Origin of the sequence: Microbacterium sp. CH12i (assembly GCF_000685355.1) — a bacterium.
Taxonomy (GTDB): domain Bacteria; phylum Actinomycetota; class Actinomycetes; order Actinomycetales; family Microbacteriaceae; genus Microbacterium.
This window is the reverse complement of record NZ_JHET01000012.1, coordinates 15,405-36,517: the sequence shown is the minus strand read 5'-3', so window position 1 is coordinate 36,517 and position 21,113 is coordinate 15,405. Positions and strand designations below refer to the sequence as shown.

Sequence of the window (21,113 nt, the reverse complement as noted above, 5' to 3'; positions counted from 1 at the left end):
AGGAAGCCCCATGTCCACTCCCGCAACTCACGTCGAGTCGCCGACGCAACTCGTCGCCGTCGTTCAGGCGCAGTCGCGCCGGCGCAAGGCTCGGCCGTACCGCGCACTGCTCGGTGTCGCCGGCATCGTGACACTGTTCGCAGTCTGGGAAATCGCAGCCCGTCTCGGCATTGTCGACCCGCGATTCCTGCCGCCGCCCACCGAGGTGCTGCCCACGCTGTTGACCATCCTGACCTTCGGAGACTTCTGGGCTGCCGTCGGCACCACGATGATCTCGTGGGGCTTAGGCCTGCTCATCGCCCTCGTCGCCGGCACCGCCCTTGGCATCATCGTCGGGCTCTCCCCATTCATGCGACGGGCCACTCACTCGACGACCGAGTTCCTGCGACCGATTCCCTCGGTTGCCCTGATCCCGCTCGCTGTTCTGTTGTTCGGCGCCAGAATCGAAGCCAGCCTGCTGCTCATCATCTACGCGGCGTTCTGGCAGATCTTCATTCAGGTCCTCTACGGGGTCGCCGATGTCGACCAGGTGGCAATGGCCACCGGCCGCAGCTACGGGTTCTCTACGTGGCAGCGGGTGCGCAGCATCGTGTTTCCGACAACGCTTCCGTACCTGATGACCGGCCTACGGCTCGCTGCGGCGGTGGCCCTCATCCTCGCGGTCACTGCACAATTGCTGATCGGTACCCCTGGTCTCGGCCTCGAGATCAGCAAAGCGCAGAGTGGCGGGCAGTACACCACCATGTACGCGCTCATCCTCGCGACGGGCTTGCTGGGCGTGCTCATTAATATGGGCGCCCGTGCGCTCGAGCGAAAGCTGCTGTCATGGCATGAATCGGTGCGAGGAGAGCTGCCCTCATGAAAAAATCCCTGATTGCTCTGGGGTTTACCCTCGGGTTACCCGTTCTGCTGATCGCACTCTGGTGGATCAGCACGAGCGTCTCACCGAACTTCTTCGTACCGACGCCGCCCGAACTCGTTGTGACCTTTATTGACACCTGGATCGGACCGCGCATCTGGCTCGATGTTCTTCCGAGCATCGGCCGCTTTCTCGCCGGTGTGACCATCGCGGTGGTGCTCGGGATACTGCTCGGTGTGCTGGTCGGCCTCAACCGCGGGTTGCGAGCATTCACCGAACCGGTATTCGAGTTCTTCCGTGCGTTGCCCCCGCCGATCCTCATCCCCGTGCTCATGCTGCTCTTCGGGCCCACTGACTGGATGAAGGTCTTCATCATCGCGCTGGCCGCTATCTGGCCAGTACTGCTGAACACGGTAGAGGGGGTGCGCGGAGCAGACTCCGTGCAGTCCGACACCAGCCGCTCGTACGGTATTTCCGGCTTCAACCGCGTCCGGTACCAGATTCTGCCGGCGGCATCGCCGCAGATTTTCGCCGGCATCCGGCAGAGCCTGCCTATCGGGTTGATGCTGATGATCATCTCCGAGATGTTTGCGTCCAGCTCAGGTCTCGGCTTCACCGTTATTCAATTCCAGCGCCGCTTTGCCATCCCAGAGATGTGGTCCGGCATCTTGGTACTGGGTCTGCTCGGCTACTTCGTGGCCGTGATCTTCCGAATCGTCGAGCGACGAGTGCTCCGCTGGTATCACCGACTGAAGGATCTTGAGAATGCAGCATGACACCGCAACCCCGCTGAATACCGTTTCCTACGGCCGTACTCTGAAGCCCGAAGACACCTTGCTCTCGGTTCGTGGGCTCAAGAAGGTTTACCACACCGATGGTGGCGACATAGAAGCCGTTCGGGACCTCACTTTCGACCTCGGAAAGAACGAACTGACCTGCCTGGTTGGCCCCTCTGGCTCAGGAAAGACCACCCTGCTGAAGTGCATTGCCGGGCTGCTCGAGCGACGAGCGGTCAGGTCATTCTCGACGGCAAAGAGGTCACCGCGCCGCCGAAGAAGATGGCCGTCGTGTTCCAGGAGTACGGGCGTTCACTGTTCCCTTGGCTTCGCGTTGCAGAGAACGTCGAACTGCCACTGAAGAACGCCGGAATGCCGAAGGCGGAGCGTCAGAAGCTCGTCGCTGAGGCGCTGGAGAACGTCGGGCTCTCACACGTGCCGAAGTCGTTCCCCTGGCAGCTGTCGGGTGGCATGCAGCAGCGCGTAGCGATCGCGCGAGCTATCGCTTACCAGCCCGAGGTGCTGCTCATGGACGAGCCGTTCGCCGCGGTTGATGCGCAGACTCGCGCAGACCTCGAAGACCTCGTCCGCAAGGTGCGAAAGACGCTCGGCATCTCGGTGCTCTTCGTCACGCACGACATCGACGAGTCTGTTTATCTCGCTGAGCGCGTGATCATGCTCTCCAGCTCGCCCACCGTGGTGCAGGAAGACCTGCTGGTTGATCTGCCGGATACGCGTGACCAGCTGGAGACACGCTCGCTGCCGCGCTTCACCCAGCTGCGACACCACGTCTACGAGCAGATTCAGCTCGCGAAGAAGGGCTTCCGGCCCGACGACGCCGCCGCCAAGTAGCGAGTACGACAAAGGGAGCGGGCCAGGCGATTTCTCGCCTGGCCCGCTCCCTTTGTAATCGCGACTATGCGAGCTTAAGCAGACGTACCGCGTTGTCTTTGAGGATTCCAGGAAGAGCCTCGGGCTTGAGCTCAGTCTGCTCGATGTCACGCAACCAGCGATCCGGGCTGATCATCGGGAAGTCGCTTCCGAAGAGCACACGATCCTTCAGCACCGTGCCCGCGTAACGCACGAGCTCGCTCGGGAAGTACTTCGGGCTCCAGCCCGAGAGGTCGATCCAGGTGTTGTGCTTGTGCGTTGCGACCGAGAGCGCCTCGTCCTGCCATGGCACCGATGGGTGCGCCATGATGATCTGCAGGTCCCCAAAATCAGCTGCCACACCATCGAGCAGCATGGGGTTGGAGAGCCCGAGGCGCATACCGCGGCCACCGGGCATGCCCGCTCCGATACCGGTCTGTCCGGTGTGGAACAGCGCGACCATCCCGGCTTCCTGCAGCAGCTCGTAGATCGGGTAGTACTTCGTGTCACTCGGGTCAAAGTTCTGCACCGTCGGGTGGAACTTGAACCCGCGCACACCGTGGTCTTCAATGAGGCGGCGCGCGTAGTCGACTGCCTTCGCACCCTGGTGTGGGTCGACCGACCCGAAGGGAATCAGCACGTCATTGTGGCGCGCTGCCCCTTCAGCGATATCAACGCTGGAGACCGGCTCATGGCCGAACGCCGTTGATGCGTCGACGGTGAACACGACCGCGGCCATCTTGCGCTCGCGGTAGTAGTCGGCGACCGCGTCAAGCTCGGGGCTCAGCCCGCCGTTGCTGAAGTACTTCGCCGCGGCAACCGCGAGGTCGTCCGGCAGCGAATTGTGGCCGTGCGCATCCATTTCGATGTGCACGTGCATGTCGATCGCGACCAGCTGGTCAAGGTCGAGGTGAGGTTCGTAGCGGGTCATTTCTGGTCCTTAGGCCTGCGGCGGCTGCAGCTCGTCGGGCAGTGCGGGGAACTTCTCACCCACCGCCTGAACGTTTGCGCCCACCACTGTGTCGAACTCGGCTGCGAGTGCCTCCGCATTCCAACCTCCGTCGTGGAATGCGCTCACGACCGGCTCGGGATGCGACCAGACCTGCAGACGGTCGCCACCGACGCCGATCGCCTGACCGGTGACGTTTGCCGCGGCATCCGACGCCAGGTAGGCGATGAGCGGGGCAACGTCTGCGGCAGTACCGAACCCGAGGTCCTTGCGGAAGAAGTCGGGCATGGCCTCACCCTTCGCGTCCGCCTCGACGGCTGCGTGGAAGTACGGCACGGTCGCAGTCATTGCTGTTGCTGCGACGGGGACGACGGCGTTCGCGGTGATCCCCGCTTTCTTGAGCTCAAGCGCCCAAGTGCGCACCATGCCGACAATGCCGGCCTTGGCTGCCGCGTAGTTGGTCTGTCCGAAGTTGCCGCGCTGGCCCGTGGGAGAGCCGATAGCGATGATGCGCCCGCCCTGTGCCTGCTCGCGCATGTAGATGATCGCTTCACGAGCGCAGGTGAAGGTGCCGCGTAGGTGGACGTTGAGGACGAGATCAAAGTCTTCGTCGCTCATCTTCCAGCTGACGGTGTCGCGGAGCACGCCTGCGTTCGTGACAAGAATGTCGAGGCGGCCGAAAGTGTCAACAGCGGCTGCAACGAGATGCTTGGCTGTTTCGCTCGAGCCGACCGGTGCGACGACAGCGGTCGCCTTGCCGCCGGCGGCCTCGATGCTCGCGACGGCCTCTGCGGCGGTTGCGTCGTCGACGTCGTTGATGACGACGGATGCTCCCTGACGAGCGAGTTCTTGCGCATAAGCGAGGCCAAGCCCCCGGCCTGAACCTGTAACGATGGCTACTTTGCCTGCGAGTGACATAAATACTCCTCTGTAGTCGAGCGACGCTGCGCTTCCTTCCATCTGATCGGAAATCCTTGAAAATGTCAATAGTTGCGTATTCCATCGATAGGCATCGTTGTGTCGTTCGCGGGCGTCACGCACCACCACCACGCCGTACGATGGAACCGACGACCTGGCACCCACTCCCCCAGCACAATCGAGGTACGAGATCTTGCAGTACATCTCCACACGCGGCGGCACGCTCGGACAGTATTGCGATGTCCTTCTTGAGGGGCTCGCGCCCAACGGCGGCCTCGCGGTTCCCGCGTCGCTCCCCCAGCTCAGCAACGAAGACCTGGAGCGTCTGCGCTCGCTGAGCTACGCCGAGCTGGCGACCGAGGTTATCGGCCTCTTCGCCACCGACATTCCGCGTGATGACCTTGCCCGGCTGACCGAGGCGGCATACGGTGGCGGCAAGTTCGCAGCGGATGAGATCGTTCCGCTCAACGACATCGGCGAGGAAATGACGCTCGTCGGCCTCTCTGAGGGCCCCACCCTGGCCTTCAAGGACATGGCGATGCAGTTTCTCGGCGAAGCGCTGGAGTACGTCCTAGAGAAGAGCGACCGGGTACTGAACGTGCTCGGAGCGACGTCGGGCGACACCGGCTCCGCCGCCGAGCATGCCCTCCGCGGACGCGACCGTGTCTCGGTCTTCATGCTTTCCCCGCAGGGCCGGATGAGCGCGTTTCAGCGCGCACAGATGTACTCACTGCAGGACGAGAACGTGCACAACATCGCCGTCGAGGGCAACTTCGACGATTGCCAAAACCTCGTCAAGCGTCTCTCCAGCGACCTCGAATTCAAGCGTGCGCACAGCCTCGGCGCCGTCAACTCGATCAACTTCGGTCGCATCTCTGCCCAGATCGCCTACTACGTGTGGGCCTGGTTGCGCGTGACCGATGCACTGCCTGCGAGCGAGCGTGCCGGCTTCGAGGTGTCGTTCGCTGTTCCTTCTGGAAACTTCGGCAACATCCTCTCCGGCCACTACGCGCGGAGCATGGGCATCCCGATCCGCAAGCTCGTGCTCGCCTCGAACGAGAACAATGTTCTCGACGAGTTCTTCCGCACCGGTCACTACCGCCCGCGCAACGCCGAGAACACGCTCGCAACCTCGAGCCCTTCGATGGACGTCTCTCGCGCGTCAAACCTGGAGCGCTTCGTGTTCGATCTGCTGGGCCGCGACCCTAAGCGCACGGCAGCGTCGTGGCATGAGCTCGAAGAGCGCGACGAAATCAACCTCTCCGCCGAGTTGGAGCGCTTCCTTCCCGAATTCGGTCTCGTGAGCGGCACGAGCACGCACGATGATCGTCTCGCGACGATCCGTGATTTCTCTGCAAAAAGCGGCGTGACGCTCGACCCGCACACGGCCGACGGCGCGAAGGTCGCCCGCGACCACGTCGAGCCTGGCGTGCCGATGCTCGTCCTCGAGACCGCGAAGCCCGCGAAGTTCGCTGACCTCATCACCGAGGCGCTCGGTGTCGCCATCGAGCCGGATGCCGATACCCAGGCCCTTCTCGATGCCCCGCAGCGCGTGACGAAGATGCCAGCCGACGAGCAGCAGCTGCGCGATTACATCTCCGAGCGCGCCCTGCACACATCAGCCTAGATGCCCGACAAGGTCGACTTCAAGAAGACAACCGATGCGTATCGTGCCAGAAAGGGCCGCTTCGACGTCGTTGACGTACCGGCGCTGAGTTACCTCATGATCGACGGGCACGGCGACCCGAACACCGCGTCGGAGTTCACGACCGCCGTCGAGGCGCTTTACCCGCTCGCGTACACCCTCAAGTTCGCCAGCAAGCGCGACCTCGACCGCGACTACACCGTTATGCCGCTCGAAGGTCTGTGGTGGGCCGACAATCACGCGTCCTTCACGTCCGCGCGCGACAAGTCGAAGTGGGACTGGACGATGATGATCATGCAGCCCGACTGGATCGACCAGGCGATGTTCGCAGATGCTGTCGCCAAAGCCTCCGCCAAAAACCCTGCCACCCGCGTCCGCGACGTGCGACTGGAAGCACTCTGCGAAGGCCGATGTGTGCAGACGATGCACATCGGCTCTTTCGATGACGAAGCGCCCGTGCTCGCAGAAATGCACGATGTGTTCATCCCGCAGAACGGGCTGCAGTTGACCGGAAAGCACCACGAGATCTATTTCAGCGACCCACGCAAAACGGCTGCCGAGAAGCGTCGCACGCTCCTTCGGCAGCCGGTGACACCGCTCAGCTGATCGCGACTGCCACGGCGGTGACGATGATCGCCAGCAGCGGCGGCCCACCCTGCAGGGCCGCAGCCCTCGCCATCTTCGGGTTCGACAGCACGAGCACGAGCGCTGCCGCGAGCATCATTGCCGTGCCAGCGAATACCAACGTGATCCCCACGGTCGACAATCCTGCGAGCAGCAGAGCGATGCCCACGAGCGTGGTCAACGCCAGAAACAGGTTGTAGAACCCCTGGTTGAATGCGAGGGGCTTCGTGGTCACGGCATCCGCTTCGCTGGCGACACCGAAGATCTTGCGTGTCTCGGGCTCTGTCCACCTGAGCGATTCGAGAGCGAAGATGAAGACGTGGAAGGCTGCGGCAGCCGCCGCCAGGAACAGACCGAAGATGAGCATAGACTGATTCTCGCCTACTCGAGCGTTGACGCAGACTATCCCTTGGTGCGTAGTTTGCGGTACGGGTGGTTCTGGACCCGCGAAACAGCCTCGTCGACAAGCTGCTTGTACGTGCGCGATTTCCGCGCACCGGCCATGAGGTGCTTGGTGGTGCGCGCAGCCTTGCGCAGATTCATCGGGCGTCCCTCAATGCCGTAGAGCAGGCGTGCCCAGTCCGGCAACAGGTGCAGCACGCCGTCTTGCACGATCACCCCGGTCCACACCTTGAACGGATTACCGCGGAGCGCCGGATTTCGCAGATTGCGTGTCACCTCGGCGGCTTCGACGCCGAGAGCAAGCCAGTGCGTCTGCGCATCGATGTATTCCTGCAGCTCAGCAGCGTTTGACGGGAGCAGCGACTCATCCTCGATACCGATCAGACGTGCGGCGATGTGCTGTTCCACGATGAAACGGTCGCCTTCCTCCGCGGTGATATCGACGCCGAATTCATTCGAAGCGCGCAGCAGCGCGTATACAAAAGTGTTGTGGGTCCAGGCGAGCCATTCCGGTTTGTCGGCACGCAGTACCTCACCCGTCACGGGGTCTGTCCACGCCGCGTTTACGTGGAGGCGACGAACCATCTCGGAAGCGATATCGGCATGAGCACGGTCGCCGAAGATCACGGTTTCGAAGTACCGTCCGGTGCGCTCGTCGCGACCTCCCGCGTCGCTCTTAGACTCGGTCGTGTTGTAAAACACTCTCATCATGTAGGGGTTCAGCGCCTGCAAAAGCAACGCAGCCATCCCACCCAGTTTTGAGACTGGGTCAGCAAAAATACGCCAGGAAATACTGTCAGGTGCGAAGTATCCGTCATGATCATGACTAGGTTTCGCGGTGGTGTGGGCATCCTGCACGGTCATTAACGAATCCTGTCTCTGTGCTTCAAGTCGCTGACTGCTCTATTCCAAACATTAGAGCAGATCACACCCACGCTTCCTCGGCGCCCACTGTCTACAGTAAAAAGATCGGCAACAGTTCAGGATTATGCGCGTGCACCAGCACCGCGAACACGATGGCGTCGAACAGCAGATGCACTGTGACGACGTACGCAAGCGAATGTGTCCGCAAGAAAATGAAGCCCTGCAAGAGTGCGAACGGGATGGTCAACGCTGGTCCCCACGCCCGATAGCCGAGCTCCCACAGGAACGACACGAACACGATCATCTGCAGCACGTTAGCGAGCGCATCCGGGAAGTGTCGCCGTAGCAACGCGAAGACGGTGCAGATGAAGAACAGCTCGTCCCAGATTCCCACCGCCCCAACGCCGACGAATAGGCGCGCGATGAGTTCGGGCGAGTTGACGACCGGCCAGTTCTGGTAGACACCGCTGCTGATGAAGTAGAAGGGCAAGATCAGCCAGCCGAGCACGAGAACGGCGATCAGCCAGCCCCATTGCAGCCTCCCCCAACGTTTGCCGGTGCGCCACGGGAAGCTGATCGCACGGTCACGGAACACAAATCGCGAGATGACGTACGGCACGGCAACCGCGCCTCCGAGGGCGAGAGTGAAGCGCACCATCGCCATATTGTCGAGCTCTGCAGCTAACGGAATCACGCTGACGATGAGCATTCCGAGGGCGATGAGCGAGAGATCGCGAGTGAGCGACGGACCGGATGCCGTGATATCTCGGCGCCCTCGAAATGAGCCCCTATCCGCACAACCGGACGCTGCACCGACGACCGCCGCTCAACGAGCCACGCGAGCCCGATGCCTGCCCCCAGCAGCACCCAGCCCAGCCATGTCCACTGGGCGACGAAAAACGCGGGAGCTGCGAGGCACACGAGCATGGCCGGCGCGAGGCCCGGCGTCCACGTGGCGGTGGAGTGTGTCACGCCCGACGCTTTCGCCGGTAAACGAGGTCGCGAATATCCCGGCCTTTATCAATGCCTTTACGCTCGAACGAGGTCATGACGCGCCCGTCGAAGCGCTCTGCCCAATCGCCCTCGAAGGCACGCTCAAACAGCGGATCAGCATCGAGAACATCGCGCATCTGGAGCGCGTAGTCCTTCCAGTCGGTCGCCAGTCGCAGCAGTCCACCGTCTTCGAGTGCGCGCGCCGCGGCATCACCGAAGCCCTTCCGGATGAGTCGACGCTTGTTGTGGCGCGATTTGTGCCAAGGATCGGGGAAGAAGATCCACACCTCGGATACCCCGCCCTCCGGCACGTACGACGACAGCACCTCCGGGGCGTTGGCTTCGATAAGTCGCAGATTGCTTACGCCGCCCTTATCTGCGTCAAGCATCGTGCGCGCAAGACCAGCCCGGAACACCTCAATGGCGAGGAAGTCATCATCAGGACGCGCCGTCGCCGCAGAGATGATGGCGTGGCCCTGACCCGAGCCGATCTCGACGATCAGGTGCGGGTCACGGCCGTACTCTGCTCGGGGATCCATCCGCGCTTCGGGGTGGACACTGGTCGAGGCGAGGTCGCGCGGCACATCAAGCAGGTAGCGCGGAGCGAGCTCTTCGAACGCTCGCTCCTGAGCCTCTGACATCCGCCCGCTCCGACGCACGAAAGAGACCGGTTCTTCGCGGAAGATACGGGGTTCGGACATACGTCAAGCGTAACGGCGTGCGCCGACTTCTCACGAGTTAGCGGGCGCCGTCACGAAGTCGATGAGCTCTTCAACGCGGCCCAGCAGGTCAGGCTCGAGGTCTCGGTAGGTATGCACTTTGCTGAGGATGAACTGCCACGCACGTCCGGTATCGCCCTGCGTCTCATAGGGCCAGCCGAACGCGCGGCAGATACCCGTTTTCCAGTCGGTGCCACGTGGGATCTCCGGCCAACGGGCGATGCCGAGAGTCTTCGGTGTGACGCATTGCCACACGTCGATAAAGGGATGACCAACGATGCGCACATGCCGGCCATGCGGACCGCGCGCGACCGCCTCGGCGATTCGGGATTCCTTCGATCCAGGAACCAGATGATCGACCAGCACACCGTAGCGTCGAGTAGCGCTCGGCGGCTCGTTCGCCAGCAACTCATCGAGCAGGTCAACGCCCTGCAGGAACTCGACGACGACCCCCTCCACGCGAAGATCAGCGCCCCACACCTTTTCAACGAGTTCGGCATCATGCTTGCCCTCGACAAGGATGCGGCTGGGCAGCGCGACACGTGCACGTTGCTCATCGGGCGCGAAGGATCCGGATGCCGTGCGTTTTACGGTCTGCTTGGTGAGCGCGGGAGGAATCAGCCGTACCGGCTGTCCTTCGATCAAGAAGCCGCCGCCCAGCGGGAACAGTCGTTTTCGACCCTTGTAATCCTCGAGCTCCACATGCCCGCTCTGCACGCCCGTGATCGCCCCGCAATAGCCGTCGTCGGCGACCTCTACGACCAGGTCGCGCTCCGCGGCGATGTTCGGAACCTTCTTGGCACCGCGATCGCGCCAACCCTCCGCGAGTACATCCGAGCCATACCTGTCGTCCATGCCTTCCAGCGTATGTGTATGCGCTGATGGCGAACGGCGATCCGGCGATGGATGCTGTCGCGTGTCGCTGCCTTTGCATAGACTCGTGATCCAGGGGCACGGCCACCAGTCGGAGGGAACGCTATGAAGACGAAGTGGTTGGCTGCGGCCACGATCGCGCTCACCGCTCTAGTGGGAGGGTTCTCGGCCTCTGCGGCATTTGCTACTGACCCGCTGCCTCTCGATCCGAGCTACATCACCGATCAGGCCGGAGTGCTGAGCTCTAGCGAACGACAGGCCGCTGAGGCTCGACTGCAGCAGCTCACTGAGAACTCAACAGCCGATCTTTTTTGTGGTGCTCGTAGACGATTTCACTTCACCGTCAGATCGAGTGGCATGGGCAGACAACGTCGCAGAGATGAATAACCTCGGACCAGAGCAGTACCTGTTGGCGATCGCGGTCGACGGACGCAGTTATTACATCTCTTCCGCCCAGGGTGGGCCGCTGAGCGACAGCAAACTCAACGACATCGAAGACAAGATCCAGCCCTTGCTCGCGCAGCAAGACTGGGACGGCGCGATTGTGCTCGCAGCCGACGAGATTCAAGGCGACGGAGGAGCAGGAACACTCCGGTTAGTGCTTGTCATCGTCGGCATCGTGGCGTTGGTTCTTGTGATTTGGCTCGTCGTCACAATCGTTAAGCGGGCGCGCCGAAATGCCGCGATTCGCAAGCGCGGCGCGATGCCCGAGACGCCAGATCCGAACGATCCCTTCTCCACACTCACCGACGAGCAAGTGCAGACCCAGGCAGGTTCGGCACTCGTGCAAGCCGACGACGCCATCACCTCAAGCAAGGAAGAACTCGGCTTCGCGGTGGCACAGTACGGCGAAGCCGCGACCGCAGTATTCAGCGGCGCCATTGAGACGGCCAAGGCGAAGATATCTGAAGCGTTCGACATCAAACAGAAGCTCGACGACGAAATCGAAGACACCATTCAAGATCGCCGAGCCTGGCATATTCGCATCATCCAGCTCTGCGATGAGATCGACGACGCGCTCGATGACAACACCGAAGCCTTCGACGCGCTGCGCAAACTCGAGCAGAATGCACCGCAAGAACTGGAACGGGTTCGCAAAGAACGCGCGGAGCTGCAGCCGTCTGTAGATCGTGCCGCGTCCGCGCTCACTGCGTTGACTGCGGCGTACGCCCCCGATGCGCTGAGCACTGTCGCAGACAATCCCGCACAGCGCGCGAACGCACGGCGCTGGCAGACAGGTCTATCGACGCAGCGGCACAGGCAATTTCTGCCGGCACCACCGGCACCGCGGCTTTTGCCATTCGCACAGCGGAGCAGTCTGTTGCTCAAGCCGCACAGCTGACGCAGGCCATCGACAGCCTCGGCGCTGAGCTCGCCCAGAATGAGCGACAGGCCCGTGCCCTGATTACCGAGTTGAACAGCGACCTCGCTGCCGCCCAGCAGTTGCCAGACGCTGATGGCTCGCTCGCAGCCGCCGTTGCAGCGACCATCGCCCAGGTGCAACAGGCAGAGGCAAATCTCACCGGTTCCGCACGTAGTCCGCAACGCGTGCTGGACGCGTTGACTGCTGCGAACACCCAAATCGATGCGGCGATCGCGCAAGGCCGCGAAGTTATTGAGCGCACCCGGCGCGCTCAACTAATGCTCGAGCAGACTCTGACGCAGGCTGCGTCAGAGGTGAGGGGCGTTCGCGACTTCATCGAGACGCGACGCGGGACGGTACAGAGCACCGCCCGAACCAGGCTGTCTCAAGCAGAAGGGATCTTGGCGCAGGCGCAGAACCTTCAGGGCAGCGATCCGCAGGCCGCACTCGCCCAGGCACAGCAGTCGCTCGCCCTCGCCCGCCAGGCCCGCGCTGCCGCCCAATCCGATCTCGACAGCTACAACCGCAGCCAATACCAAGACAACAGCTGGAGTGGCGGAATCTTCGGGAACTCGTCCTCGAACAGCTCATCCGGGCTGGGCGGAGATATTCTCGGCGGTATCATCGGCGGGCTTCTCTCTGGCGGCGGAGGCGGATCGTCGAGTCGCAGCAGCTGGCGATCCAGCGGCAGCAGCGGCGGTGGTTTCCGCAGCTCCGGCTTCGGCGGTGGCAGTCGCTCTGGCGGCGGCCGCAGCGGACGCTCCGGAGGGGGGCGCTTCTAGCATCGCTTCTTTCTTCACTCGACGTAAACGACCTCAGACTCCGTTCCAATCGAAAGGAAACAGCATGACCAAGCAGTCCATCTTCGGCCGTATTTCCACTCTGATGAAGGCCAACATCAACTCGCTCATCGACTCTGCAGAAGACCCGCAGAAGATGATCGACCAGCTCGTCCGCGACTACACGAACAACGTCGCAGACGCCGAGGCTGCGATCGCCGAGACGATCGGAAACCTGCGTCTGCTCGAGCGTGACCACGAGGAAGACGTCCAGTCGGCAACGAATTGGGGCAACAAGGCTCTCGCGGCAAGCCGCAAGGCAGACGAGCTGCGCACGGCTGGCGAGACCGCAGATGCAGACAAGTTCGACAGTCTCGCGAAGATCGCCCTGCAGCGCCAGATCAGCGCCGAGCGCGAAGCGACCGGCGCAGAGCCGACCATCGCGTCGCAGACAGAGATCGTCGACAAGCTCAAGAGCGGCTTGAACGGCATGAAGGACAAGCTGGGCGAGCTCAAGAACAAGCGCAGCGAATTGCTCGCCCGCGCCAAGGTTGCCGAGGCGCAGACCAAGGTGCAGGATGCTGTCGGCTCGATCAACGTGCTCGACCCGACCAGCGAACTTGGCCGGTTTGAAGACAAGGTCCGCCGCCAGGAAGCTCTTGCCCAGGGCAAGGTTGAACTTGCCGCCTCGAGCCTGGATGCGCAGTTCGAGAGCCTGGAAGACCTCGGTGAGCTCACCGAGGTCGAGGCGCGTCTCGCAGAGCTCAAGTCCGGCTCTTCGCAGCCGCAGTCGCAGATCGAGTCTTAAGGCTTCAGATGCCCCGGGCCGACGGGTCCGGGGCATCCCCATTTACTTTCTGGAGGTCCCCGTGGCCCGATTTCTAGTAGCTCCGCAGTGGCAGGGCTCTCCTTCCGCTCGAGCGATGCTGCTCGTCGACGGCGCATCCTCAATCGCCGGTGATCTTCCGCGAAAAGCGACCACAGTTCTTGACGTACCGGTCGAGGCTGGTGATGCGCTCGGCACCGATGTCCACCGTCTGAGCGCGTTGAAGCAGGTTCGCGAGCTCATCGCATCGGAGATGAGGGCCGAGACGATCGTCATCGGCGGCGACTGCAGCGTGACGGTTGCAGCCTTGGACGCAATCGACCACGACGACATCGCAGTCGTCTGGTGCGATGCACATCCTGACCTTCATACCCCTGAGACGTCTCCATCCGGTGCCTTCTCCGGCATGGCGCTCAGCGCCATCCTGGGTGAAGGTGAACCGCAGCTCGCACTTTCGCCCGGCATCGATCGTGGGCGCGTTGTTCTGGTGGGTGCCCGCGTGATCGACGACGACGAGGCGGAGCCTCTCAGCAGGCTCACTCAACTCAACGTCGAAGACCTCGATGACGTGGATGCTCTGGCGAACGCAGTGGCTGCCACCGGGGCGAGCCGTGTCTGGGTGCACATCGATGTCGACGTGCTCGACCCCGCCGAAATCGCCGGGGTGTCGACCGCGGCACCGTTTGGCATCACAGCATCCGCTCTCAGCGCGGCACTACGAGCTCTCCGCTCGCGCGTGCCGCTCGCTGGCGCGACGATCGCGGGATTTGCCCCGCGTACCCCCGTCGATGCCGTAGATGATCTCGGCGCCATCCTGCGCCTCGTCGCGGCAATCGCGTGAACGACGATTGGCGTCCGGCCGCAGAAGCCGCACTCGCGCGTGGTCGACGACTTGATCGGCGAATCCCCTCCTTCCTCCTTCGCTCCCCCATCAGCCGCCTCGGCTACGCCTGGGGAACCGCGGTGGGATGGGTCTGGGGAACGCTCTGGAGCACTGGCCCTGTCGAACGGCGGGCAGGACTCTGGGTCTTTCGTGGAATGCCGCAGTGGACGTTCAAGCGTGGTGGCGTCTGCGTCGGCGGATGCTTCCTCACCGGCGAAGCCCGCCCTACCGAGGCGGTGCTGCGCCATGAAGCTGTGCACAAGGCGCAGTGGCTGCGCTATGGCTTCTTGATGCCGGCGCTATACCTGTTCGCCGGGAGCAACGCCCTTCGCAACCGCTTCGAGATCGAAGCGGGGCTCGAGGACGGCAACTACGTCAGCGCTCGAGCGGGAGCAGGCCGAAGCGCTCAGGGGCGTGGATCGCAGTAACGGGAACGTCGAGTGCGCTCCTCAGGTGCTCAACGATGTCGGCGGTGCCGAGGTAGCCACCCAGCAACGTGACATTCGTCGCGGTCTCGCCATCGCAGAGCATTTCGTCAGCCCACGCGCACGTAGCTCTCGCGAGCGCCGCACCAGGGGCGCATGAGCGACCGCTGCCAGGCGCACCGGATCGTGCGGCACGGGCAAGCCACGTGACGGTCATACGGGCCGGAGCGTCGACGATGCTGATGTCGCTCTCCGCGGGCACCTCGATAAACACACGGCCCGATGCGCACAGCGGCAGTGTCGCGAGGAAAGCCTCAAGTTCTGCCAGCGAATTCTCGTCGGCCGTCACCAGATGATGAGCGCTCTGACGCGCGGCACGACGCTGTGCGCGTGAGGTGCGGAATTCGGCGGCAGTCGTCATGATTGCTCAATCGTACCACCCAATGAAGGGTTGCCTTACCTTGCTAGATCTTCGCTTTGTGAACGTTATGCCTTCGGCGCGCGCGGCCTCACCGGATAGCGGCCCGCGATGACAATGCGATTGAAGGCGTTGATCGATACGCAAGCCCAGCTCAGCGCTGCGTACTCTTTCTCGGTGAAGACGCTGCCGACACGGTCGTAGACTTCGTCAGAGATGCCCTCGTCGGCGATGAACGTGAATGCTTCTGCGAGTTCCAGCGCGGCCCGCTCACGCTCTGAGAACACGCCGCTTTCACGCCAGGAGGGAATCTGGGTGAGAGTATCCGCGTCGATGCCGGCAGCAGCGGAACGGTCGACGTGGACGCGAGTGCAGTAGGCGCATCCATTCAGCTGCGAGCAGTGGATCATCACGAGCTCCTTGAGGCGATCGTCAATGCCGTTCGCTGCGCAGATATCGCCCACGGTCTTGGAGAACGCCTCCAGAGCCTGGTAGGCGGTCGGCTCGGTCTTGGACAGGTGCACGCGCGTCTCGCTCATGCTCTCCAGCTTAGGCTCAGGGCACCTCGCTAACGTTGTTGCAGATGTCGAGTTCTCAGCGCATAGCAAGTATCGACGGGGTTCGCGGAGTGGCCTCGCTGGTCGTCGTCTTCTACCACAGCAGCCTCATTGCGATGCCGCACCTCAATGGAACCCTGAGTGCGTGGCTGACGCAGAGTCCACTCAAGCTCGTGTTCGCCGGCACCGAAGCGGTCTTGGTTTTTTTCGTCCTTTCCGGCTTCGTCGTCGCTCTTCCCGCGCTGCGCGACGGCTTCTCGTGGTTGCGGTACTACCCCACTCGCGTGCTGCGGCTCTACCTTCCGGTCTGGGCCTCACTCGTGCTGGCCTCTTTGCTCATCGCACTCGTTCCCCGTGACCCGACGACTATGCCGGAGGGGTCGTGGATGCAGAATGCACAGGCCGCCACGGTGACACCGGCGAGCTTCTTCAGTGAGGCCTCGCTGACCATGGTGAGCTACGACATCAACAACGTGCTGTGGTCGCTGCGATGGGAGCTCATTTTCTCGCTGACACTCCCCCTGTTCATCGGTCTCGCCGTCATCCTTCGACGCCACGCGCTGGTCGCCGCCATCGCGGCATGCGCACTCACTGTGCTCGGCCGGATCATCGATGTCGACGCTCTCGTCTACCTGCCTGTCTTCCTGCTCGGCACTTTGATGGCCGTGCGACTCGACGACTTACTGGCGTGGATGCGCCGTCCCCGCCACCCGGCGTTCTGGCCGGCCGTGACTACCCTCGCACTCGCGTTGCTCATCTCCAGCTGGCTCGCGCGACCGATCGCCGCCGCTGGCAGCCTTGCCGGTCGACCGTTCTGGGGGCTTGCTGGGGTCGGGGCGGTGCTCATCATCGTCGTCGCAATGGGATGGCCGCGGCTACGAGCGTTGCTCGAGCGCGCTGTTCCGCAATGGCTGGGGCGCGTTTCTTACAGTCTCTACCTCGTGCACGTGCCGCTGCTGGGCACGCTGGTCTACTTCTTCGGCAGCGACCGATGGCTGCTGGCGGTGACAGTCGGAATCCCCGCGAGCCTCGTCGTCGCTGCGTTGTTCCACCGGTTCCTCGAGGTCCCCGCTCACCGGTTGGCGCGGTTCATCGGCGGCGCGCTGCAGCGTCGATTGCAGAATTCGAATTCACTCGTCTGAGCGATCGTAGAGGCCACCAAGACGCGTGACCCTGCGCTTGACTCGGCCAGCCTTGCGTCTTGATCGCTGAACGAGCGAGGCCGGTGCAGACGACGCGTGCTTGCGCTCGAAGGCGCGCTCCATTTCGCGCGCCCAACGGCTGGTCACACTGCGATCATCGAACCTCTTGGCTGTCGCCTGCGCGCGTCGGCGCATCGCCTCGAGCGACCGAACCGGCATCTTCTCCAACTCGATTATGCGATCCGCCAGCGCATCAATATCACCGGCCGGCACCAGAAACCCGTTCCTGCCGTCCTCGATCAGGTCTGATGGCCCATACGGAATGTCATACGCGATCGGAATGCATCCAGCCGCCATTCCTTCGACGAGCGAAAGCGGCAGTCCCTCCGACGTCGACGTCAGCAACATGAAATCTGCCTTCGTGAACATCGATCGGGCGCTCGCGTCATGCCCACGCAACCGCACACGCTCACCGATGTCGAGCGAGCGAATCGTCTTCTCCAGCAACGGTCGACGCTCGCCCTCCCCAAAGACGTCCAGCATCACATCGACCGCTGCGGCTGCCCGTGCCACCGCTTTCACAGCGTGCGACACGCGTTTGCGTTGGATCAGCGATGCCAACATGATGCCCGCTCCGCGGACTCTCTCCGACGTGTTGCTGCTCTCGGCTCCGGGGGTCGCAGCGTCGAAGCCGTTCGGAATGACTGCCAGGTTGGCGTGCGGGCCGACGTCACTTAAGAGCGCGTCGCGCTGACCTTCCGTCAGCAGAACAACAGAGTCGAAATCATCCAAGTTCTCAATCACGGTCCTGCGCGAACGGCTGAGAGCCGTACCATCTGCCGAGCGATGGGAGCCGTGCATGACATGCATCGTGACGACCTTTCGTCGCCGGTATGTGAGAGCGAACCGCGCCACGGTTTTCGAATCAACGATGAGGAAGCTCTCCTGCTCTCCGATGAGCTCGTCGAGCCAGTAACGGTAGATCCCCCAGGCACTGCCCCAGCTGCGCACCGGCGAACCCGTACGGTCGTAGAGAACGAGACTGCGTTTGTGATTCTCAGGATCGCGGCGATCGCTCACCAACAGGCTTCCGTCAGCACGGAAACGATCTACGCCCAGAACAGTTTCTCCGTCATCCGCACGTTGTTCCCGGATGAGAACAGCCCCGCCTCGGCGCTGCTCAACTACCTCGGCGCTCATCGCGATCGGTGCGTGCACGTGAGTTGGCGACGTGGTGGGGGGCTCGGCGTCGTGCTCGCGCAGCCAGTCCCAGATGTTGAAGACTCGGATACCGTCGATGAGGAGTCCGGTATCGCGAAGCTTCTGCTCGACTTCGGTGTAGTCCAGTCGGTCGTCGAGGGTGAGGACATCGACCGGATGGCCCGCCAGGCGAACGAAGGCGCGCGAACGATGCAGGAGAGCGCCCGTCATCCCGCCGAACGAATCTGGGATGCTCCACGTCAAAGCGAAATGCTTGCCCGGTCGGAAGTGCGGGGAGAGAATGGACGATCGCATAGCGGACGACCTTAACAACCTGTGCTGTGAGAGGGGTTCAGCAGATCAGAAAACAGATAGACAACTTCTACGTGTGATTCTTCATTGTTCTGACAAGTATTACTATATAGTTACTGGTCATATTGATCTCCAGTTTCGCGAGCGCGCGTAGTTCGGAGCAGAATATGGGCGTGACGACAGACAACAGCGAGTTCCGCTATCTTCCCGGCCAAGCACAGTCGCTCGGCGTTCCGGTTCCCACAGTAGAGCGTGTGACGCTCACGCTGGCCGACGGCCGCGAACTCAGCGCTCTGAAATACGGACGCGGCACACCTACCGTCGTCCTCCTCCACGGTGCCGGGCTCAACGCCCATACCTGGGACACCACCGCACTGCTGTTGCAGCAGCCGGCACTCGCGATCGACCTGGCTGGCCACGGCGATTCCACTTGGCGCAAAGACGTCGACTACTCGGGCCGCACCCTCGCGGCCGATATCGTTGCCGCCCTAGAACAGTGGACAACCGAGCCGCAGATCCTCGTCGGCCAGTCATTGGGTGGTCTGACGGCCGCAGCCGTGGCATCCGCCCGACCTGACCTGGTACGTGAGCTCATCATTGTCGACATCACCCCCGGCATCAACGCCAGTGCAGGGCCGTCCGCCCTTCGTGCGTTCTACGCGGGACCTACCGACTTCGCATCACGCGACGAACTGGTCGACCGCGCCATTGCCGCCGGATTCGGCGGATCGCGTGCAGATACCGAACGTGGGGTCTTCTTCAATTCGAGGGTGCGCCCCGACGGTCGCGTGGAATGGAAGCACCATTTCGCCCGACTCGCAGCTCAGATCCTGACGACGCCCGACGGGGTCACGGCCGCAGCACCAGCGATCGTTAATAGCACTGGCTGGGACGACCTGTCCGCGGTGAAGGCGCCGATCACGCTCGTACGTGCAACCTCCGGTTTCGTTAGCGAAGCAGACGCCGAAGAACTGCAGAACCGCGTGCCCACCGCCCACGTAATTGACATGAACGCCACCCACAACGTGCAAGAGACGGCACCGGGCGAGCTTGCCGAGTTGATCCGCGCCAGCGTGCACTCCCCGGCGTGAGGAATGTGACCTCCTATTCCTTTGTCCTGAACCCTTTCACCGCTCATCCCTAAGCTCGAACCGAATCGGCACACAGCACCTGCCGCCCCGAGAGGATCCGCACATCCCATGAATCGCCGTAACAGACGCCTCGCCATCATCTCCGCGCTCGCCGCAACCGCCGTCGTCCTGAGCGCGTGCACCGGCTCGCCCGAGCCTGTGAAGACGTCGAGTGGAGAGCCCGACCTGAACGCCACGCTCACCGTTGGCCTTGTTCTCGAGCCGAGCAACCTCGACATCCGCCACACCAGCGGGGCAGCGATCGAGCAGATCCTCATTGACAACATCTACGAGGGGCTCGTGACCCGTTCGCAAGACAACGCGATCGAACCGCGACTTGCCTCGAAGTACGAGATGTCCGATGACGGCCTCACCTACACATTCACGCTCAACGAGGGCATCACGTTCCACGATGGCACTCCCCTGACCTCGGCAGATGTCGTGGCATCCTACGAATCGGTGCGCACCGATGAGACGCTGCAGGGCTTCGCCGATTTCGCCAACGTCGCCGCGATCACCGCACCTGACGCTTCCTCGATCGTCATCACGCTGACGCAGCCGAACCAGAACTTCTTGTTCGCGCTCACGGGACCCGCTGGCCTCGTCTTCAAGTCCGGGGACGCTACCGATCTGAAGACGGCAGAGAACGGTACCGGCCCATTCACCCTGCAGAGCTGGAGCAAGGGCAGCGCGATCACCTTCGCCCGCTACCCCGACTACTGGAGCGATCCGGCCGGCGTCGCAGAGGTCGTCTTCGAATACATCCCCGACTTCACCGCCGGAGTCAACGCGGCTCTCGACGGCAGCCTGGATGTACTCACCGCCGTCGACCCGAACCTCGCACCGCAGCTCGAAGACTCCGGTGACTTCGTGCTCACGACTGGTCGCACCACTGACAAGGCAACGCTCGCGTTCAACAACGCGAAGCCCCCACTCGATGACGTGCGCGTGCGTGAGGCGCTCAGACTCGCCATCGACCACGACGCGCTCGTTGAGGCGACAGGCTCAGGCACAACACTGTACGGACCAATTCCGGAGCTTGACCCCGGATATGAAGATCTCTCTGATGTCGCACCGTATGACCCGGAGCGCGCCAAGGAATTGCTCGCAGAGGCTGGTCAGAAGAATCTGGACCTGACCCTCACGATCCCCGCCTTCTACGGCACGACAGTACCGCAGGTGCTGGTCTCGGACTTCGCGAAGGTTGGCGTCACGCTCGAGGTCGACTCGGTGGAGTTCCCGACCTGGCTCGAGGACGTCTACACGAACAAGGACTACGAACTCAGCTATGTCCTGCACGTCGAACCGCGCGACTTCGGCAACTTCGCCAACCCGGACTACTACTTCAACTACGACAACCCGGAGGTGCAGAAGCTGTACGCCGAGGCCCTCGCCGAGATCGATCCGGATGCTTCGGCCAAGCTCCTCGCGAAGGCTGCGCGCATCGTCTCCGAAGACCACGCCGCAGACTGGCTGTACAACGGCGCCACCATCACAGCGGTGCGCCCCATCGTCTCCGGATTCCCGGAGGACTCGATCAACTCGCGCATTAACCTGGCGGGTGTCACCGTCGCTGCCGAGTAGTT

Annotated in this window: 21 protein-coding genes and 2 pseudogenes; 13 read left to right on the top strand and 10 right to left on the bottom strand. The window is 62.6% G+C overall.

The features are described from left to right. Window positions 1–10: 10 nt before the first annotated feature. From DC31_RS14775 to DC31_RS14765, 3 genes and pseudogenes are all read left to right on the top strand, one after another. A complete protein-coding gene (locus DC31_RS14775) occupies window positions 11–862 on the top strand; it encodes an ABC transporter permease (protein WP_036281460.1) in 852 nt (283 codons plus the stop codon). Further along, window positions 859–1,635: an ABC transporter permease gene (locus tag DC31_RS14770; protein WP_036281457.1), complete on the top strand. Its 777-nt coding sequence runs from the start codon at window positions 859–861 to the stop codon at window positions 1,633–1,635. The genes DC31_RS14775 and DC31_RS14770 overlap by 4 nt, the downstream gene beginning before the upstream one ends. Beyond that, window positions 1,625–2,487 (top strand): annotated as a pseudogene (locus DC31_RS14765) (ABC transporter ATP-binding protein). Before DC31_RS14770 ends, DC31_RS14765 begins: the two are co-directional and overlap by 11 nt. A gap of 64 nt (window positions 2,488–2,551) precedes the next feature. Here DC31_RS14765 and DC31_RS14760 read toward each other — a convergent pair. Together DC31_RS14760 and DC31_RS14755 are read right to left on the bottom strand one after the other, a co-directional pair. Next, window positions 2,552–3,436, bottom strand: a complete 885-nt coding sequence (locus DC31_RS14760; RefSeq protein WP_036281455.1) for an amidohydrolase family protein — start codon at window positions 3,434–3,436, stop codon at window positions 2,552–2,554. A gap of 9 nt (window positions 3,437–3,445) precedes the next feature. Beyond that, window positions 3,446–4,372, bottom strand: coding sequence for an SDR family NAD(P)-dependent oxidoreductase (locus tag DC31_RS14755; RefSeq protein WP_036281453.1), 927 nt, complete (start codon window positions 4,370–4,372; stop codon window positions 3,446–3,448). A gap of 193 nt (window positions 4,373–4,565) precedes the next feature. Here DC31_RS14755 and thrC point away from each other — a divergent pair, with 193 nt between their 5' ends. Both thrC and DC31_RS14745 read left to right on the top strand, forming a co-directional pair. After that, on the top strand, window positions 4,566–5,999 hold the full coding sequence (thrC, locus tag DC31_RS14750) for a threonine synthase (protein ID WP_036281450.1): 1,434 nt from the start codon (window positions 4,566–4,568) through the stop codon (window positions 5,997–5,999). Beyond that, window positions 6,000–6,623 carry a GyrI-like domain-containing protein gene (locus DC31_RS14745; RefSeq protein ID WP_036281448.1) on the top strand — a complete coding sequence of 208 codons (624 nt, stop codon included), beginning with the start codon at window positions 6,000–6,002 and terminating at the stop codon, window positions 6,621–6,623. Here DC31_RS14745 and DC31_RS14740 read toward each other — a convergent pair. The 5 genes and pseudogenes from DC31_RS14740 to DC31_RS14720 form a co-directional block, all read right to left on the bottom strand. Further along, window positions 6,616–7,008, bottom strand: a complete 393-nt coding sequence (locus tag DC31_RS14740) for a DUF1304 domain-containing protein (protein ID WP_036281445.1) — start codon at window positions 7,006–7,008, stop codon at window positions 6,616–6,618. The two genes, DC31_RS14745 and DC31_RS14740, sit on opposite strands and share 8 nt — an antisense overlap. A gap of 35 nt (window positions 7,009–7,043) precedes the next feature. After that, window positions 7,044–7,907 (bottom strand): oxygenase MpaB family protein, encoded by an 864-nt coding sequence (locus tag DC31_RS14735; protein WP_051607067.1) that lies wholly within the window; start codon window positions 7,905–7,907, stop codon window positions 7,044–7,046. Window positions 7,908–7,998: 91 nt separating this feature from the next. Beyond that, window positions 7,999–8,834, bottom strand: a pseudogene (locus tag DC31_RS14730) (CPBP family intramembrane glutamic endopeptidase). 41 nt (window positions 8,835–8,875) lie between these two features. After that, window positions 8,876–9,601 carry a tRNA (guanosine(46)-N7)-methyltransferase TrmB gene (gene trmB, locus DC31_RS14725; protein WP_036281442.1) on the bottom strand — a complete coding sequence of 242 codons (726 nt, stop codon included), beginning with the start codon at window positions 9,599–9,601 and terminating at the stop codon, window positions 8,876–8,878. A 30-nt stretch (window positions 9,602–9,631) separates the two neighbouring features. Then, entirely contained in the window at window positions 9,632–10,474 is an 843-nt protein-coding gene (locus DC31_RS14720; RefSeq protein ID WP_036281440.1) for a DUF3097 domain-containing protein, read from the bottom strand. A gap of 334 nt (window positions 10,475–10,808) precedes the next feature. On the opposite strand from DC31_RS14720, the gene DC31_RS17220 reads away from it, so the two are divergent. The 5 genes from DC31_RS17220 to DC31_RS14700 all read left to right on the top strand — a co-directional run bounded on the left by DC31_RS17220 (window position 10,809) and on the right by DC31_RS14700 (window position 14,771). After that, window positions 10,809–11,834: a TPM domain-containing protein gene (locus tag DC31_RS17220; RefSeq protein ID WP_160173254.1), complete on the top strand. Its 1,026-nt coding sequence runs from the start codon at window positions 10,809–10,811 to the stop codon at window positions 11,832–11,834. 71 nt (window positions 11,835–11,905) lie between these two features. After that, window positions 11,906–12,637, top strand: coding sequence for a hypothetical protein (locus tag DC31_RS17215; protein ID WP_051607063.1), 732 nt, complete (start codon window positions 11,906–11,908; stop codon window positions 12,635–12,637). Between the two features lie 64 nt (window positions 12,638–12,701). Next, entirely contained in the window at window positions 12,702–13,442 is a 741-nt protein-coding gene (locus DC31_RS14710; RefSeq protein ID WP_036281438.1) for a PspA/IM30 family protein, read from the top strand. A 115-nt stretch (window positions 13,443–13,557) separates the two neighbouring features. Then, a complete protein-coding gene (locus DC31_RS14705; RefSeq protein ID WP_327036883.1) occupies window positions 13,558–14,301 on the top strand; it encodes an arginase family protein in 744 nt (247 codons plus the stop codon). Next, window positions 14,298–14,771 carry a hypothetical protein gene (locus DC31_RS14700; RefSeq protein WP_036281433.1) on the top strand — a complete coding sequence of 158 codons (474 nt, stop codon included), beginning with the start codon at window positions 14,298–14,300 and terminating at the stop codon, window positions 14,769–14,771. The genes DC31_RS14705 and DC31_RS14700 overlap by 4 nt, the downstream gene beginning before the upstream one ends. Here the strand turns inward: DC31_RS14700 and DC31_RS14695 are convergent. Continuing rightward, on the bottom strand, window positions 14,719–15,189 hold the full coding sequence (locus tag DC31_RS14695; RefSeq protein WP_036281430.1) for an SIP domain-containing protein: 471 nt from the start codon (window positions 15,187–15,189) through the stop codon (window positions 14,719–14,721). The two genes, DC31_RS14700 and DC31_RS14695, sit on opposite strands and share 53 nt — an antisense overlap. Before the next feature lie 65 nt (window positions 15,190–15,254). After that, a complete protein-coding gene (locus DC31_RS14690) occupies window positions 15,255–15,725 on the bottom strand; it encodes a carboxymuconolactone decarboxylase family protein (protein ID WP_036281427.1) in 471 nt (156 codons plus the stop codon). A 44-nt stretch (window positions 15,726–15,769) separates the two neighbouring features. Between DC31_RS14690 and DC31_RS14685 the strand changes: the two genes are divergently transcribed. Beyond that, window positions 15,770–16,885, top strand: a complete 1,116-nt coding sequence (locus DC31_RS14685) for an acyltransferase family protein (protein WP_036281425.1) — start codon at window positions 15,770–15,772, stop codon at window positions 16,883–16,885. Here the strand turns inward: DC31_RS14685 and DC31_RS14680 are convergent. Then, window positions 16,874–18,400, bottom strand: coding sequence for a glycosyltransferase (locus tag DC31_RS14680; RefSeq protein ID WP_081813892.1), 1,527 nt, complete (start codon window positions 18,398–18,400; stop codon window positions 16,874–16,876). The genes DC31_RS14685 and DC31_RS14680 overlap by 12 nt on opposite strands. Before the next feature lie 164 nt (window positions 18,401–18,564). On the opposite strand from DC31_RS14680, the gene DC31_RS14675 reads away from it, so the two are divergent. Next, window positions 18,565–19,488, top strand: a complete 924-nt coding sequence (locus tag DC31_RS14675) for an alpha/beta fold hydrolase (protein ID WP_036281420.1) — start codon at window positions 18,565–18,567, stop codon at window positions 19,486–19,488. 108 nt (window positions 19,489–19,596) lie between these two features. Continuing rightward, entirely contained in the window at window positions 19,597–21,111 is a 1,515-nt protein-coding gene (locus DC31_RS14670; protein ID WP_036281418.1) for an ABC transporter substrate-binding protein, read from the top strand. The last annotated feature ends 2 nt before the right edge of the window (window positions 21,112–21,113 follow it).

Excerpts from the sequence above, each read along its gene's own strand:
- DC31_RS14740 (WP_036281445.1), bottom strand. The coding sequence starts at position 7,008 with ATGCTCATCTTCGGTCTGTTCCTGGCGGCGGCTGCCGCAGCCTTCCAC.
- DC31_RS14690 (WP_036281427.1), bottom strand. The coding sequence starts at position 15,725 with ATGAGCGAGACGCGCGTGCACCTGTCCAAGACCGAGCCGACCGCCTAC.
- DC31_RS14760 (WP_036281455.1), bottom strand. The coding sequence starts at position 3,436 with ATGACCCGCTACGAACCTCACCTCGACCTTGACCAGCTGGTCGCGATC.
- DC31_RS14775 (WP_036281460.1), top strand. The coding sequence starts at position 11 with ATGTCCACTCCCGCAACTCACGTCGAGTCGCCGACGCAACTCGTCGCC.
- DC31_RS14755 (WP_036281453.1), bottom strand. The coding sequence starts at position 4,372 with ATGTCACTCGCAGGCAAAGTAGCCATCGTTACAGGTTCAGGCCGGGGG.
- DC31_RS14705 (WP_327036883.1), top strand. The coding sequence starts at position 13,558 with ATGCTGCTCGTCGACGGCGCATCCTCAATCGCCGGTGATCTTCCGCGA.
- trmB (WP_036281442.1), bottom strand. The coding sequence starts at position 9,601 with ATGTCCGAACCCCGTATCTTCCGCGAAGAACCGGTCTCTTTCGTGCGT.
- DC31_RS14695 (WP_036281430.1), bottom strand. The coding sequence starts at position 15,189 with ATGACGACTGCCGCCGAATTCCGCACCTCACGCGCACAGCGTCGTGCC.
- DC31_RS14745 (WP_036281448.1), top strand. The coding sequence starts at position 6,000 with ATGCCCGACAAGGTCGACTTCAAGAAGACAACCGATGCGTATCGTGCC.
- DC31_RS14720 (WP_036281440.1), bottom strand. The coding sequence starts at position 10,474 with ATGGACGACAGGTATGGCTCGGATGTACTCGCGGAGGGTTGGCGCGAT.
- DC31_RS14670 (WP_036281418.1), top strand. The coding sequence starts at position 19,597 with ATGAATCGCCGTAACAGACGCCTCGCCATCATCTCCGCGCTCGCCGCA.
- DC31_RS14685 (WP_036281425.1), top strand. The coding sequence starts at position 15,770 with ATGTCGAGTTCTCAGCGCATAGCAAGTATCGACGGGGTTCGCGGAGTG.
- DC31_RS14770 (WP_036281457.1), top strand. The coding sequence starts at position 859 with ATGAAAAAATCCCTGATTGCTCTGGGGTTTACCCTCGGGTTACCCGTT.
- DC31_RS14680 (WP_081813892.1), bottom strand. The coding sequence starts at position 18,400 with ATGCGATCGTCCATTCTCTCCCCGCACTTCCGACCGGGCAAGCATTTC.
- DC31_RS14710 (WP_036281438.1), top strand. The coding sequence starts at position 12,702 with ATGACCAAGCAGTCCATCTTCGGCCGTATTTCCACTCTGATGAAGGCC.
- DC31_RS14675 (WP_036281420.1), top strand. The coding sequence starts at position 18,565 with ATGGGCGTGACGACAGACAACAGCGAGTTCCGCTATCTTCCCGGCCAA.
- DC31_RS14735 (WP_051607067.1), bottom strand. The coding sequence starts at position 7,907 with ATGACCGTGCAGGATGCCCACACCACCGCGAAACCTAGTCATGATCAT.